The organism is Enterobacter sp. LU1, assembly GCF_008271405.2.
GTDB lineage: Bacteria > Pseudomonadota > Gammaproteobacteria > Enterobacterales > Enterobacteriaceae > Enterobacter > Enterobacter hormaechei_C.
Window position 1 is genome coordinate 577,446 of record NZ_CP043438.2, and the last position, 14,805, is coordinate 592,250.

11 protein-coding genes are annotated in these 14,805 nt (G+C 61.3%); 7 read left to right on the forward strand and 4 right to left on the reverse strand.

Annotated elements, in window-relative coordinates; all coding sequences use genetic code 11:
- Positions 1 to 49: 49 nt before the first annotated feature.
- Together FZF21_RS02745 and FZF21_RS02750 are read left to right on the forward strand one after the other, a co-directional pair.
- Positions 50 to 1,138: a cellulase family glycosylhydrolase gene (locus FZF21_RS02745; RefSeq protein WP_149121084.1), complete on the forward strand. Its 1,089-nt coding sequence runs from the start codon at positions 50 to 52 to the stop codon at positions 1,136 to 1,138.
- A 45-nt stretch (positions 1,139 to 1,183) separates the two neighbouring features.
- Positions 1,184 to 2,578 (forward strand): MFS transporter, encoded by a 1,395-nt coding sequence (locus FZF21_RS02750; protein ID WP_047637762.1) that lies wholly within the window; start codon positions 1,184 to 1,186, stop codon positions 2,576 to 2,578.
- Positions 2,579 to 2,617: 39 nt separating this feature from the next.
- On the opposite strand, the gene FZF21_RS02755 is transcribed toward FZF21_RS02750, so the two are convergent.
- Genes FZF21_RS02755 through FZF21_RS02770 form a run of 4 tightly spaced genes read right to left on the reverse strand, consistent with a single transcriptional unit; the run spans position 2,618 to position 7,358 of the window.
- Positions 2,618 to 3,439, reverse strand: coding sequence for an alpha/beta hydrolase (locus tag FZF21_RS02755; RefSeq protein WP_023295858.1), 822 nt, complete (start codon positions 3,437 to 3,439; stop codon positions 2,618 to 2,620).
- Positions 3,440 to 3,469: 30 nt separating this feature from the next.
- Positions 3,470 to 5,083: an MFS transporter gene (locus FZF21_RS02760; protein ID WP_032647119.1), complete on the reverse strand. Its 1,614-nt coding sequence runs from the start codon at positions 5,081 to 5,083 to the stop codon at positions 3,470 to 3,472.
- The gene (locus FZF21_RS02765) at positions 5,080 to 5,487 is read right to left on the reverse strand and encodes a DoxX family protein (RefSeq protein WP_039271837.1); all 408 of its coding nucleotides are present in this window, start codon (positions 5,485 to 5,487) and stop codon (positions 5,080 to 5,082) included. The genes FZF21_RS02760 and FZF21_RS02765 overlap by 4 nt, the downstream gene beginning before the upstream one ends.
- Entirely contained in the window at positions 5,487 to 7,358 is a 1,872-nt protein-coding gene (locus FZF21_RS02770; RefSeq protein ID WP_045141653.1) for an amidohydrolase, read from the reverse strand. Before FZF21_RS02770 ends, FZF21_RS02765 begins: the two co-directional genes overlap by 1 nt.
- A 220-nt stretch (positions 7,359 to 7,578) precedes the next feature.
- On the opposite strand from FZF21_RS02770, the gene FZF21_RS02775 reads away from it, so the two are divergent.
- The 5 genes from FZF21_RS02775 (at position 7,579) to FZF21_RS02795 (ending at position 14,804) form a co-directional block, all read left to right on the forward strand.
- Complete coding sequence (locus FZF21_RS02775; RefSeq protein ID WP_015572562.1) at positions 7,579 to 8,265, forward strand: hydrolase; 687 nt, start codon at positions 7,579 to 7,581, stop codon at positions 8,263 to 8,265.
- Between the two features lie 61 nt (positions 8,266 to 8,326).
- Positions 8,327 to 8,548, forward strand: a complete 222-nt coding sequence (locus FZF21_RS02780) for a DUF1427 family protein (RefSeq protein WP_017383875.1) — start codon at positions 8,327 to 8,329, stop codon at positions 8,546 to 8,548.
- Positions 8,545 to 8,805 (forward strand): XapX domain-containing protein, encoded by a 261-nt coding sequence (locus FZF21_RS02785; RefSeq protein WP_003863056.1) that lies wholly within the window; start codon positions 8,545 to 8,547, stop codon positions 8,803 to 8,805. Before FZF21_RS02780 ends, FZF21_RS02785 begins: the two co-directional genes overlap by 4 nt.
- A 23-nt stretch (positions 8,806 to 8,828) precedes the next feature.
- Positions 8,829 to 9,209 (forward strand): response regulator, encoded by a 381-nt coding sequence (locus FZF21_RS02790; RefSeq protein WP_023295862.1) that lies wholly within the window; start codon positions 8,829 to 8,831, stop codon positions 9,207 to 9,209.
- A gap of 9 nt (positions 9,210 to 9,218) precedes the next feature.
- The gene (locus tag FZF21_RS02795) at positions 9,219 to 14,804 is read left to right on the forward strand and encodes an ATP-binding sensor histidine kinase (protein WP_149121083.1); all 5,586 of its coding nucleotides are present in this window, start codon (positions 9,219 to 9,221) and stop codon (positions 14,802 to 14,804) included.
- The last annotated feature ends 1 nt before the right edge of the window (position 14,805 follow it).

Consider the following 14,805-nt stretch of genomic DNA (forward strand, 5'->3'; position numbering starts at 1 on the left):
TCTGCGACTAATATTTATTAGCTAAATATTATCAGTAAGAGGATGCGTAATGAAAGAGCAATGGAGCAGGGAGCAGGCACAGGCGTGGTATCAGCAGAAAGGCTGGCTGTGCGGGTTTAACTATCTGCCGTCGACGGCGGTGAACTGGACCGATATTTGGCAGGAAGAGACCTTCGATGCCGACACCATCGACCGCGAGCTGGGCTGGGCGGCGGACGCGGGCTATAACACCCTGCGCATCAACCTGCCGTTCATCGTCTGGGAGCACGACCGCGACGGGCTGATGGCGCGCATCGACCGCTTTTTGACGATTGCCGACGGTCATGGGTTCAGCACCATGCTGACCCTGATGGACGACTGCGGGTTCTCCGGCGACGAGCCGTACCTCGGCCCGCAAAAGCCGCCCGTACCGGGCAAGCACAACAGCCAGGCGGCAGCGAGCCCGGGACGCAATAAGGTGTGCGATCGCGACTGCTGGCCACAGATTGAGCGCTATATCCGCGACGTTGTGCGCCAGTTCCGCGAGGATAAGCGCGTATTGCTCTGGGATCTGTATAACGAGCCGGGCAACCGCGGCATTTTCGCCACCGGCACGCAGGAGGTGCAGTACGACGCGAAGCTGGAGACCTGCGCACATAAGCTTATGAAGCTCGCATTCCAGTGGGTGCGTGAAGAAAACCCAACCCAGCCGCTCACCGTCTGCGCGTGGCGTCTGCCGGCGGAAGAAGAGGGCGAGACGTTTTACCAGCACCCGCTGGACCAGACCGCGCTGGCGCTGTCAGATGTGGTGAGCTACCACGCCTATACCAATACCGGGCGCATGACGGCGATTATCCAGCAGCTTCAGGCGCTGGGCCGCCCAATCTTCTGCACCGAATGGCTGGCGCGTCACGTGGGCGGCACCATCGAAGAGCAGCTCCCGCTGATGTACATGGCGAAGGTCGCGCCGTATCAGTGGGGGCTGGTGCGCGGTAAAACCCAGACCTGGCTGCCGTGGCCGGTAGTGATGAAGGAGTCCACGGACTACTGCCGCCTGTGGTTCCACGACGTGTTTGAGGAGAACGGTATCCCGTTCTCACGCGCTGAAATCGCGCTGATGAAGAAGCTGCGCAAAATCGCCCCGAATCCGCAGGGCTAATAATAATGACCCGGCGCGCTGTCGCCGGGCAACCAGGTACGCACTATGGCAATGACAATGAAAATACCGTCTCGCGAGTTGTGGTCTTACTTTGGCTATGGTTTAGGTCAGTGTTTTAGCTTTGGTTTAGTGGGTTCGTTTATTAACTATTTTTACACCGACGTGCTGGGGATCTCGGCGCTGGCGGCAAGTACCATCTTCCTGATTGCCCGTGCGTGGGATGCGGTTCACGATCCGCTGTTTGCCAGCATTATGGACACCATCAACAGCCGGTTCGGAAAGTTTCGCCACTTTTTACTGATCGCCCCGCTGCTGATCACCGGGGTCACCCTGCTGGCGTTCTATAAAATCGAAGCGGATATGACCACCAAAATCCTCTACGCCGGGGTGACGTATATCCTGTGGGGGACGCTGTACGCCATCTCCGATATCCCGTTCTGGTCGATGTCATCGGTGATGACCAACGACTCCGGCCAGCGCACCCGCGCGGTGACGGCGGCGATGCTCGGGGTGAACGCGGGCATTGCCTGCGCTAACATCTTCTTCCCGAAGCTGGCGGCGTTCTTTGCCCAGTACAGCAACGATAAAGGCTACTTTATGGCGGCGCTGGTGATGATGCTGGTGGGCCTGCCGTTGATGCTCAACGGCTTTATGCAGATCAAAGAGCGCGTGCCGCCGAGCCCGGAAAAGGTGACGATGCGCGACACCTTCCACAACCTGCGCCAGAACAAGCCGCTGTTTATTGTCCTGCTGTCGTTCTTTTTCTGCGTGTTCCATAACGTGGCGGGCGGTCTCTATATCTATTTCTTTATCAACAATATGGGCGACGGCAGCCTGCAAATGGCAATTGGCGTGATGGGGATAGTGGCGGCGGTGCTGTGCCTGGTCGCCCCGCTGCTGACCCGCCGGATGCAGAAGCGGAAGCTGTTTATGATCCTTTGCGGGCTGGACGTGGCGGTGCGCGTGGTGATGTGGTTCACGGGCTATCAGCACACGGCGTTGCTGTTTATCCTGCTCGGCCTGAGCACGCTGTTCGTGATGATGACCAATATCCTCACCTCGTCGATGATTGCTGACACCATCGAGTATGCGGAGTATCACACCCACAAGCGCTGCGCGGCTATCACCTTCTCCGGGCAGACCTTTACCGGCAAGATGTCGGTGGCGGTGGGCGGCGGGCTCATCGGCGTGTTTCTGACGATGATCGACTATGTGCCGCAGGCGCAGGCCCAGAGCGACAGCGTGCTGGCGGGGCTGTTCTTCGGGATTTGTTTGTTACCGGCGATAGGCTCGCTGATCCGAATGGGGTTTATGTCGCGCTTTACCTTTACCGAAGAGAAGCATGCGGAGATTTGTCGGCTGCTGGCGGAGCGGAATGCGTCTGCGAAAGCGCCAGGTGGCGGCTGCGCCTTACCCGGCCTACAGGACCAGCCCTTGTAGGCCTGATAAGCGAAGCGCCATCAGGCTTCGCGTAATGACTTACAGCGACTTCACAAACGCCAGCAGATCTTCGTTGAGCTGGTCCTGGTGGGTCAGCGCGAAGCCGTGCGGCGCGTTGTCGTACACTTTCAGCGTGGCGTTTTTGATCATCTCTGCCGCCAGCTTGCCGGTCGTTTCAAACGGCACGATCTGGTCGTTGCTGCCGTGGATCACCAGCGTCGGCACGTCGATTTTCGCCATATCCGGGCGGAAGTCGGTTTCGGCGAAGGCGGTTACGCAGTCGATGGTGCCCTTCAGGGACGCCAGCAGGGCGATGTTCAGCGTCTGCGTCAGGGCACCGGCAGAAACGGTCTGCCCGGCGTTGGTGCCGTAGAATGGGGTGGCGAAATCGCTGATGAACTGAGCGCGATCTTTACGCAGTCCGTCGCGAATCCCGCTGAACACGCTCTGATCGACCCCTTCCGGGTAGCTTTCGGATTTGCCGAAAATGGGCGTTACCGCGCCCAGCAGGGCAAGACCGGCCACGCGTTCGCTGCCGTAATTGTTGATGTAGCGCGTCACGTCGCCGCCGCCCATGGAGAAGCCCACCAGCGTCACGTCGCGCAGATCCAGCGTGGTGATCAGGTCGTTAATGTCGGATGCAAAGGTATCGTAGTCATAGCCGTTCCACGGCTGATCTGAACGTCCAAACCCGCGACGGTCAAAGGCGATGGTGCGGTAGCCGCGCTCGGCCAGGTGGTTCAGCTGGCTGTCCCACATATCCCCATCCAGCGGCCAGCCGTGGCTGAAAAGAACCGGTTTGCCCGCGCCGCAGTCTTTGTAATAAATCTGCGTACCATCTTTTGCCTTAAACGTTGCCATAGTGTGTTCCTCTACAGGTGATTGTTATGTTCAGACCGGCGCGACCAGATAACGAATTGCCGGTGATGTTGTGCCCTGATGAAAAGCCAGAACGCGGCTCTGCAACAGGAGGTCATTCATGGTGTGGCGCTCCTGCTGGCGCAGATGCTCGATCCAGGAACCCATCAGGAAGGTTTCGATAAACAGACCCGGACGTTCAATATCTTCGTACACCGCCCAGCTCATCGCCCCGGCGCGGCGGCGCACCCGGCGTAGCTCGTGCACGGCCTGCAAAAACGCTTTCGCGTTCTGCGGGTCGATGATGTACTCATGCGAGACCAGCACCGGGCCACGCTCGTTCGGGAGTTCAATCTCCACCCCGTCCAGCGGCTGCCCGCTCAGGTCGAGATTTAAATCCGGATCTTTCTCCAGCTTCCAGCGGAACACCGTCATGCTCGCCAGCACCATCCCCAGCGTGGCGACAACCAGCGAAGCCGGAGTGCCGAACTGCGAGGCGATCTGGCCCCAGACGGCGCTGCCTGCGGTCATCGAACCGAAAAAGACCGTCAGATACACCGCCAGCGCCCGGGCTTTTACCCAGCGTGCGGCGCTGCGCTGCGCGCCAAGGTTGAGGGTGGAGAGCACCGCAATCCACGCGAAGCCGGTAAAGAACTCAAACAAGTTTAGCAGCCAAAAGTGACGTACAAATGCCAGCGCCAGCATGGTGATCGCAAACGTCAGGCTGGCGGCCACCATCAGCCGATCGGCGTTCAGCCGCTGGCGCAGACGCGGCAGCAGGATGGCCCCGGCAATGGCGCCAAGGCCGATACACGCCAGCATCACGCCGTAGCCCGCCGGGCCTAAGCCCAGCTCGCGGCGCGCCACCAGCGGCAGCAATGCCCAGCCCGCGCTGCCGAAAACAAAAAAGGCCACGGTGCGCACCAGCACGTTGCGCAGCACCGGCGCGGCGTGCACGTAGCGAATCCCGGAGCGCACCGCAGAGAAGAAGTGCTCCGGTGGCAAACGCTGCACGGACGGTGCCGGACGCCAGCGCCACAGCACCCACGCCACGCCCATCACGGACAGCGCGTTCAGGGCAAACACCATCCACGGCCCGGCAAGCGACAGTAGAAAACCGCCCAGCGCAGGGCCAATTGCCCGGCTGATATTGACCCCGAGCGAGTTAAGCGCCACGGCGGAACCCAGCTCGGGCTTGCTCACCAGGTCAGGGACAATCGCCTGAAACGGCGGCGAACTCATGGCCGCACCCACGCTCAGCAGAAACGTCGCCGCCAGCAGAACGGTGGGGGTGACGTGTCCGGTAAAAGAGAGCAGCGTCAGCCCGGCGGCGGCAATGAACACCCACAGCTGGGAGAAGAGCAGGTATTTACGTCGATCAACGATGTCCGCCATCACCCCGGACGGCAGGGCGAAAAGGAACATCGGCAGGCTGCTCGCCGCCTGCACCAGCGCGATATCCAGCGGATCGGCGCTGAGCGTCAGCATGCTCCAGTTGATACCGACGTCGCTCATCCATGAGCCGACGTTAGAGACCACCGTGGCGATCCACAGCATGCGGAACACCGGTTGGCTCAGCGGCTGCCAGGGTGAAACCGCGGGCGTCGTCTCGACGTGTGCGTCGCGAACGTCGTTTACCTGGGTCATGCGAACCTCTCCGTTGTTTTACGCTGCATTCGCCACTGGCCCGGCCCGGTAAGGGCGAGGGTGGTGAAGATAATCAGCAGCAGCCAGCCAAACTGCCCCTCGGCAATCGACCAGTTCGGGTGGACCGCCAGCATCGCCACCAGCAGCACGGCGATAATCGGCAGGCACGCCAGGCGGGTGTAAATCCCCGCAATGATAAACAGCGGGCAGATCACCTCGGCGACGATCGCCGGGATCAGGCTGGCGTAAGGCCCGAAGCCGAACGGATCTTCAATGCGCGTCAGCTCTTCGCTGAAGTGCAGCACCTTCGGCAGGCCGTGCACGTAAAGCAGCAACAGACTGCCGGTCAGGCGCAGAAAGAACAGCCCCGGATCGATCCGGGGCGAAGCGTCATTTTGTTTCATCAGAATGCAAAGCAGCTGCAACCCAGCGCCCCCCAGAAAGCGTTATCGTCGGATACCGGCATCTCTGACGTGCGGGCAAAGTCATGCTGGTGGTTGTGAACCCCGCACGGGCCGCTACAGTGGTGAGCCACACTCATACCCACGCGTGCGGCCTGCGGCGGCGCGCTGCGGTAGTGGCCCGGCACCTTCACCACCGGGGACCACTCGGGCAGGACCGGAATGGCGGGCGGCGCGAGTGGGCCAAAAGCGCCTGCGGCATAGACGATATCGCCGTTCACCACGGTGAGGACGGACTCAATGCCCTTGATCTCCTCCTCCGGCACGCGGAAGTAATCTTTGCTGAGCACCGCCAGATCCGCGAGCTGGCCCGCTTTGATCTGCCCCTTCTGGTTCTGCTCGCTGGAGAACCACGCGCTGCCCTGGGTCCAGAGCATCAGGGCGGTATCGCGATCCAGACGGGCGCTGTGATCGTACATCTGCATCCCGCCAACGGTGCGGCCGGAGACCAGCCAGTAGAGCGCGGTCCATGGGTTATAGCTCGCCACGCGGGTGGCGTCCGTTCCCAGGCCCACCGGCACGCCGGTCTCGAGCATTTTCGCCACCGGCGGCGTGTGGCGGGTGGCTTCGATGCCGTAGCGCTCGGCAAAGTACTCGCCCTGGAAGGCCATGCGGTGCTGGACGGCAATGCCGCCGCCGAGTGCTTTGATGCGGTCAATGTTGGCCTGCGACACGGTTTCGGCGTGGTCGAAGAACCAGTGCAGCCCGTTGAACGGAATGTCACGGTTCACCTTCTCGAACACGTCCAGCATGCGGCTGATGGATTCGTTGTAAGTGGCGTGCAGGCGGAACGGCCAGCGGTGCTCCACCAGATGGCGCACTACGCGCTCCAGCTCGTCCTCCATGCCCGGTGCGAGATCCGGGCGCGGCTCGAGGAAGTCTTCAAAATCGGCGGCGGAGAAGACCAGCATCTCGCCCGCGCCGTTGTGGCGGAAGAAATCGCTGCCCTGGCCCGGCGTCAGCATGTCGGTCCATTTTTCAAAGTCTTCCAGCTCGTGGCCCGGACGCTGGGTAAACAGGTTGTAGGCGATGCGGATGGTCATCTGCTTTTTCTCGTGCAGCTCGGCAATCACCTCGTAATCTTCCGGGTAGTTCTGGAAGCCGCCGCCCGCGTCGATGGCGCTGGTCAGCCCCAGACGGTTCAGCTCGCGCATGAACTGGCGCGTGGAGTTAATCTGCTGCTCCAGCGGCAGCTTCGGCCCTTTCGCCAGCGTGGCGTACAAAATCATGGCGTTCGGACGGGCAATAAGCATTCCGGTCGGGTTGCCGTTGGCGTCGCGCTGGATCTCCCCGCCCGGCGGGTTTGGCGTGTCTTTGGTGTAGCCGACCACCTTCAGCGCGGCGCGGTTGAGCAGGGCGCGGTCGTACAGGTGGAGGATAAACACCGGGGTGTCAGGCGCGGCGTCGTTAATTTCGTCCAGGGTCGGCATGCGGCGCTCGGCGAACTGGAACTCGCTCCAGCCGCCCACCACGCGCACCCACTGGGGCGACGGCGTGCGCAGGGCCTGCTCTTTTAGCATCCGCAGGGCGTCGGCCAGGGACGGCACGCCTTCCCAGCGCAGCTCGAGGTTGTAGTTCAGCCCGCCGCGGATCAGATGCAGGTGCGAGTCGTTCAGGCCGGGGATGGCGGTGTGGCCTTTTAAGTCGACCACCTTAGTGCCGTCGCAGTGGTGTTGCATCACCTCGGCGACGGTACCCACTTCCAGAAATTTTCCGTCGCGCACGGCAACGGCTTCCGCGACAGGATTCTCGCGATCGACGGTGTGAAACTGGCCGTTAACCAGAATGAGATCGGCTTTACCGAGGGTAACCATAATAGCTCCAGACTAAGAGGGGAATGGTCAGGATTATGGGAACCGGTTTCGGCAAAGATCCAGTTATACAATAGGATAGGTATACCAAAGTATAACTATACCTAAGGTTAACTATACGAAGAGATAATTACACCACAGCGCTGTGGGTCATAGGATGAACGCGATTTTATCGGCGTGCTGTTCGCGGCGATTTTAACCTTTAACCTCACTGGATAATCTTATGACCACTTCTAAGCTCGAAGTCTTAACCCCTGCCAACTGTCAGATCATCTTCATCGATCACCAGCCACAGATGGCGTTCGGCGTGCAGTCTATTGACCGCCAGGTGCTGAAAAACAACACCGTGGCGCTGGCGAAAGCGGCTAAGGTGTTCAACATCCCAACCATCATCACCACCGTTGAGACCGAAAGCTTCTCCGGCAATACCTATCCGGAGCTGCTGGACGTGTTCCCGGGCCAGGACATTCTGGAGCGTACCTCCATGAACTCCTGGGACGACCAGAAGGTGCGCGACGCGCTGAAGACCAACGGCAAGAAGAAGGTGGTTGTCGCGGGCCTGTGGACCGAAGTGTGCAATAACAGCTTTGCCCTGTGCGCGATGCTGGAAGGCGACTACGAAATTTATATGGTGGCAGACGCCTCCGGCGGCACCTCCAAAGAAGCCCACGACTTCGCGATGCAGCGCATGATCCAGGCGGGCGTGATCCCGGTGACCTGGCAGCAGGTGATGCTGGAGTGGCAGCGTGACTGGGCGCGCAAAGAGACCTACACCGCGGTGATGGATATCGTGCGCGAGCACTCCGGCGCCTACGGAATGGGTGTGGATTACGCCTACACCATGGTGCACAAAGCGCCGTCTCGTCAGAAGAGCGAGCACCGCACCTTAGCGCCGGTTCCGGCACGCTAAGTCCCGCTGGCGGGCTGGTCCCTCATCCGGCTCGCCGCTGCCTTTTTCTCTGGAGTTCACAATGAGTACAGGGTTGATATCCCTCGCGGCAGGCGTGTTGATTGGCCTGATGTATGCCGTGCTGAAGGTGCGTTCCCCCGCGCCGCCCGCGCTGGCGCTGATTGGCCTGCTGGGGATGCTGGCGGGGGAACAGGCGATGCGTCATCTTTTATCCCGCGACAATCCCGCGGGCGTGCAGGTGACGGTTCCCCACGTTCAGCACCTGTCCGGAGCGTCATCATGAAGGCCTGGATTATTTCGCTGGTGTGCGGGGTCGCGGCTGGGGTACTTTACGCCCTGCTCGACGTGCATTCCCCGGCGCCGCCGGTCGTCGCGCTGCTTGGCCTGTTCGGCATGCTGGTGGGTGAACAGCTGATCCCCATCGGACGGCGTCTGGTGAGCCGCGAACCGTTGACCCTGGCCTGGTTTCGTCATGAATGCGTACCGAAGATCAGCGGTACCGCGCCCCCAGCGCCCGCGAAGGAAAGCCGCGACGCGTAACGATTTGTTTGAGGAAAGACAGCATGACGCTGCCGTGGCGCATTGCCATCATTGATGACGAACGCTCTGTTCGCAGCGGGCTCAGTAACCTGCTGCAATCGGAAGGGTATGCTACCGATACCTTCGATTCGGCAGAGGTGTTTTTGAGCCACCCTCTCGCCCTGTCCGGCGCGTCGCTGGTGATCACCGACATCAAGCTACGCGGCATGAACGGCATCGAGCTGTTTGAGAAGCTGCGGTTGCTGGCCATGCCGCCACCGCCAATACTGTTTATCTCCGGCCATGCTGATGAAAATATGCAGCGGTATGCACTCAGTCTGGGCGCCGCTGCATTTTTGCGTAAGCCGATTAACATCGATATTCTGCTGGATCATATTCAGCGGGAGCTGACCCGCCGACAATAAGGATCGCGGATGAACGAACATACGTCGCCTGCATTTTGGCCCGCCCGGGGAAGTCTCCATGAAGGGCGGGCTTTTGTTCTGAAAGAGGATGTCATTTTTACCGTGCTGGCGCAGGAGGGCGGCATCTCCTGGATGAACGGGCGGCATCCCCAGTCCGGCGGTTCGTTTATTATTGCCACCGCGGTCAGCGATGAAGAAGAGGAGCGGGCAACGCGGCTGCTGAAAAACGAGTTTGCCCTGCGCGACCGGCTTCATGACGGCTGGGCTATCCGGCCCGTCGCTTCAACCCAGTACCGCGGACGTTTTGCGCTGGTCTACGCGCCGTTCTGCTTTGAACTGCTGGCGTGCCGGGCAGGTAAGGCGATTTCCGGGATCGCCCGCTTTATCGAAATGGCGATCCGCATCTGCGGTCCCCTGCGCCAGATGCATCTGCACAACCTGATCCACGGCGATATCAAACCCGGGGCGTTCTTCGTTCATCACGACGCCACCTGCCGTCTTTGCAGCTTCGGTCTTTCCTGCGGCACCTCCGACGCGTTCACCCAGTCACGGCTTGCCGCGTCTGGCGGCACGCCCGCCTACATGTCACCGGAACACACCACGCGTACCCGGCGCGCCGTCGACAGCCGGAGCGATCTCTACAGTCTGGGTATCGTGCTTTATGAACTTCTGACCGGGCGATTGCCGTTTGAACTGAGCGCTGATGACCAGACCAACTGGGCGCATTACCACATTGCCTCTGAGCCGCTTGCGCCGGGGCGGGTGCGCCCGGACGTACCCGGCATGCTGTCGACCATTATCCTTAAGCTGCTGGAGAAGAATCCGGAGAATCGCTATCAGACCGTCGACGGGCTGATTGCCGACCTCAGGCGCTGCCAGGCGACGCTGACCGCCGAAGGTGAGATCGTCGACTTTATTCCCGGCCAGCAGGATCGCTCTCCGGCGATCCATCTTGCCGATTCGCTTTTCTCTGCGCATCCGCAGGCCAGCGACGTCATCGCCGCGTTTGAGCGGGTCAGCCAGAGCGGTGCGCCGGAACTGGTGACGATTGGCGGTCCGTCGGGGATCGGCAAATCTTCCGTGATCGCCACCACGCTGAAATCGCTGCAACAGCGCAAGGTGCTGCTGGCGGTGGGCAAGGTCGATCAATATTCTCCCACGCTGCCCTACGGCGTGCTGAGTTCGGCGTTTCGGACGCTCACGCTGCACCTGCTCGGGCTGCCAGCCGGGGAGGTGGCAACGTGGAAAATCCGCCTGTCGCGCGCGCTGGAAGGCTTCGAGGAGCTGGCCGTCAGCCTGGTGCCGGAGCTGAATTTACTCCTTGAGAACAAACCGCGTTTCTCTGCGGATACCTTTTCCATCGACGCGCGGGCGCGCTTCAGCCATATGGTGCTGGCGCTGGTGAAAACCTTCGCCACCCAGGGCGCGCCGCTGGTGCTGCTGCTGGATAATGTGCAGTGGATCGACGCCGCCAGCCTGCAAACGCTCGATCACCTGCTGCGCGCCTGCGGCGCCATCCCGCTGCTGGTGGTGGTGGCGCACCGCGATCTCAGTTCGCTTTCTGAGCCCACCTTGCAGACCGCGCTGGCGAGCCTGCCGGAGGCGGCGCAACACGCCACGACGATCGTGCCGCAGCCGCTGTCGGTGAAGGCCGTGGCGCGCTGGCTCGGGGGGATTTTTCATACCCGCAGTACCGGTACCGCCGATCTTGCCACGCTGATCCATGAAAAAACCGGCGGCAACCCGCTGTTCGTGCAGGAATTTTTCCGCCGCATCGTCGATGACGGACTGGTGGTGCACAACAAATATCAGGGGAAATGGCATTACGATCTCCAGGCCATCCGCGCCCGGCACTACACCGAGAACGTGGTGACGCTGGTGCTTGAACAGCTCAAGGAGATGCCCGACGAGACGCGCCGCCTGCTGGGCAGCATCGCCTGCCTCGGCTGCACGGGCGAGCTGGAGATGCTGTGCCGCGTGGTGGGGCGGTCGGCGGCGGAAATCCGCTACGCGCTTCATCCGGCGGTTACCGCTCAGCTGATTGTGCTGACGGAGAAAGAGTACGCTTTTACCCACGATCGGGTGCAGGAAGCCGCCTTTGCCCTGCTGGATGAGGGCGAGAAAAGCCATCTGCACCTGACCACCGCCAGCCTGCTGGCGGATGCCGCGCGGCAGACGGCGGGCAACGAACTGCTGTTCCGCGCGGTTCACCACGTCAGCGCCGCGCTGGACTGCATCCAGCCTGCACCCCAGCGGCAGCGATTCCGGGAGCTGAGCCTTCAGGCCGCGCGGCGTGCGAAGCGTACCGGCGATTACCTTTCCGCCTTAAGCTATATCCAGACCGCCAGAGCGCTGGGGAATGCGGGCCCGGTCTCGGACTTTATGCTGGATATTGAAGAGGCGGGCTGTGAGTTTGCGCTCGGACACCTGGAGCGCACGCGTGCGCTGTGCGATGCGATCCTCGGTTCACCGGGCGGGCTGACGGAGAAAGCGCTGGCCGCCAACCTGCTGGCGGAAGTTTATATGCGCCAGTCGGAGATCCGCCTGGCGCTGGAGGCGTCGTTATGCTGGCTGGGCGTGTTCGGGATCCAGATCAGCCGCTACCCGGAAAATGCCGAATGTGACGAGGCCTGGCAGCAGTTCTGTCAACGCACCGCCGACGCGCCGCAGAACCCGTTTTCTCAGCTTAAGCTGATGGAGAACGCAGAGACCGAAGCGGTGATGAACCTGCTTTACAGCGCCAGTATTTTCGCCAGCTTTACCTGCCCGCGCCTGCACTTTTTACTCCTGTGCCGGATGATGCACCTCACGCTCGATCACGGCATAACCGGTGCTTCCACCACGGCGATGGCCTGGTTTGGCGTGCTGATTGGCCACCGCTACGCCGAATACCGTCTCGGGTTTGAGTACGGCACGCTGGCTCGTGAGCTGGTGAACCGCCACGGCTATGATGCCTATGAAGCCAAAACTCTGCTGCCGCTCGACCAGCTCAGCGTCTGGACCCAGCCGCTGTCGTACACTATCGAGTGCGCCAAGGCCTGCTTTACCTCAGCGGTGACCCACGGCGACATGACGATGGCCTGCTTCGCGGCCTGTCATCAGATCATTAACTTCCTCTCCCGGGGCGATCATCTGGATGGCGTGCTGACCAGCATCGATCGCGGTCTGGCCTTTGTGCGCAAAACGGATTACCAGGACATTGAAACCGTTCTGCACATTCAGCGCCGCTACGTGGAGTTTTTACGCACGCCGGTGACGGGCCCATGGAGCGCCGCCCAGGCGCTGCCTGACGATCTGCTGCCCGCGCCGCCGGAGCAGGCGCCCGAGCAGACCTCGACCATGCTCTTCTGGTACTGGCTCTATCGCGGGATGGCGCACTTTTCCTGCGGCGAATACGCCGACGCACAGGCGGATTTAGAAATGGCGGGCTGGTATGCGTGGTCCGCGCCGGGTCATATTCATCTGCTGGATTACCATTTTTACAGCGCGCTGGCGCTCTCCCGCCAGCTCACGCCGGAAACCTTTTCGGCGGATTATCGCCGCAGTATTCATCACCATTACGACAAAATAGCCCTCTGGGCGCGGATCAATCCGGGCACGTTTGCCGATAAAGAGGCGCTGATTTATGCCGAAATCGTCCGTCTGGACGGCATGAACAGCATCGCGCTGGAGCAGTATGAAAAAGCGGTGCGACTCTCGCGGGAGGGCGGGTTTAACCCGATCAATGCCCTGGCGCACGAGCTGGCCGGGCGTTTCTCGCTGGCCTGCGGCTACCCGACCGCCTCCGACGCCCATTTCCGCGGCGCGATTGCCGCCTGGGGGCGCGTCGGGGCGCAGGCCAAGGTGCGCCAGCTGGAGCAGGATTTCCCCCATCTGCTGGCCTCCGGGCAGAGCCGCGCGTATGACACGGCGGCGTTTGCCCAGAACGAGGTGATCCGCGATTTACAGAGCGTCATCAAAGCCTCACGCGCCTTATCCGAAGAGATCAACCTTGAACGTTTAATCGAAAACCTGATGACGCTGCTGCTTGAAAGGGCCGGGGCGCAGCGTGGCCTGCTGCTGCGTGTCAGCGATAATCACATCCCGGAGATTGAAGCCAGCGCCTGGACCAGTACCGACGGCGTGCGGGTGCGCATCCTGAAAGCGTCACCGATGGCGACGGACATGCCGCTGTCGGTGCTGGCCGCGGTGATCCGCACCGGGCAGGAGATCCGCACCGGCAAACCGGAGGAGTTCCACCCGTTCAGCCAGGATCCGTATCTGGTGACGTCCGGCGCCGCCGTGATGTGCGTGCCGATGTTCAAACAGGCGCGGCTGGTGGGGATGCTGTATCTGGAAAACCGCCTGATGCCGGAGGTGTTTACCGCCGAACATTCGCGCGTGGTCAGCCTGCTGGGTGCGCAGGCGGCGGTTTCGCTGGAGACGGCGCGGCTCTACGCCGAGCTGCTGGCGGAAAACATCCAGCGCCGACGGGTGGAGAAAGAGCTGCGCGCCAGCCAGACCTCGCTGATGCTGGGCGAGCAGATCAGCCATACCGGCAGCTGGCGCTGGGAGCTGGTGCAGGATCTGATGTTTATGTCCGAAGAGTACGCCCGTATCCTTGGCCTGCCGGAGCAGCAAAAGATGATCTCAATGGCGGAGTTTTTGACCTTCGTGCATGAGGATGATTATGGCCGGATCAGCACCCTCGTTAATCAGAGCGTGCGTGACGGGCTGTCGATGCGCGCGGAGTTTCGCATCATCCGCACCGACGGCTCCGTTCGTTACATCCTCGGGATTGGCGATCCGGTGGGGGTGGGCAGCGAGGTGAATGAGTATTACGGCATCATTACCGACATCACCAGCCAGCGGGCGGCGGAGGATGCGATGCGGGTGGCGCAGGCGGATCTGGCGCGGGTCTCACGAGCCACTACCGTCGGGCAACTGACCTCCTCGATCGCGCACGAGATCAACCAGCCGCTGATGTCGATTGTCTCGAACGCCGGCGCGAGCCTGCGCTGGCTCAACCGCGATCCGGCGCGGCTGGAAAAAGTGCGCGAGGGGCTGGAGGAGATCGCCGCCGAGGGCGAGCGGGCAGGGGAGATCATCCGCAGCATTCAGTCTCTGACGCGCAAACAGGACCCCACGTTTACGCGAATCGATCTGCACTTCCTGATCCACCACATCATTATGCTTTCCCGCAGCGAACTTGAGCTGCGACACATAAGCGTTGATTATCTTCTGAACGCTGACGACAGCTTTATCATCGGCGACAGCGTGCAGATCCAGCAGGTGTTGCTTAACCTGGTGATGAATGCGATGGAAGCGATGGCGGAAGTGACGGATCGCCCGTGCAGCATCACGATCGCCACCGCGAACTGCGCTGAAGGGAAGGTGATCTTTGAGATCGCCGATACCGGCAGCGGCATTGAGCCGGAGCTCACCGAGCGGATCTTTGACTCGTTCTATTCGACCAAAGCGCAGGGAATGGGCATGGGGCTGACCATCAGCGCCAGCATTATTGAACGGCACCGGGGGAAACTGAGCGCGCGCCGCAGAGAGCCGTACGGCACGGTGTTTACCTTCGCGTTGCCGCTTGCCGGACAGGAGATGTAAC

Bases quoted from the DNA above. Each gene is read 5' to 3' on its own strand.
- FZF21_RS02785 (WP_003863056.1), top strand. From the start codon at position 8,545: ATGAAGGCCTGGATTATTTCGCTGGTGTGCGGGGTCGCGGCTGGGGTA.
- FZF21_RS02795 (WP_149121083.1), top strand. From the start codon at position 9,219: ATGAACGAACATACGTCGCCTGCATTTTGGCCCGCCCGGGGAAGTCTC.
- FZF21_RS02790 (WP_023295862.1), top strand. From the start codon at position 8,829: ATGACGCTGCCGTGGCGCATTGCCATCATTGATGACGAACGCTCTGTT.
- FZF21_RS02770 (WP_045141653.1), bottom strand. From the start codon at position 7,358: ATGGTTACCCTCGGTAAAGCCGATCTCATTCTGGTTAACGGCCAGTTT.
- FZF21_RS02755 (WP_023295858.1), bottom strand. From the start codon at position 3,439: ATGGCAACGTTTAAGGCAAAAGATGGTACGCAGATTTATTACAAAGAC.
- FZF21_RS02765 (WP_039271837.1), bottom strand. From the start codon at position 5,487: ATGAAACAAAATGACGCTTCGCCCCGGATCGATCCGGGGCTGTTCTTT.
- FZF21_RS02745 (WP_149121084.1), top strand. From the start codon at position 50: ATGAAAGAGCAATGGAGCAGGGAGCAGGCACAGGCGTGGTATCAGCAG.
- FZF21_RS02750 (WP_047637762.1), top strand. From the start codon at position 1,184: ATGGCAATGACAATGAAAATACCGTCTCGCGAGTTGTGGTCTTACTTT.
- FZF21_RS02775 (WP_015572562.1), top strand. From the start codon at position 7,579: ATGACCACTTCTAAGCTCGAAGTCTTAACCCCTGCCAACTGTCAGATC.
- FZF21_RS02780 (WP_017383875.1), top strand. From the start codon at position 8,327: ATGAGTACAGGGTTGATATCCCTCGCGGCAGGCGTGTTGATTGGCCTG.
- FZF21_RS02760 (WP_032647119.1), bottom strand. From the start codon at position 5,083: ATGACCCAGGTAAACGACGTTCGCGACGCACACGTCGAGACGACGCCC.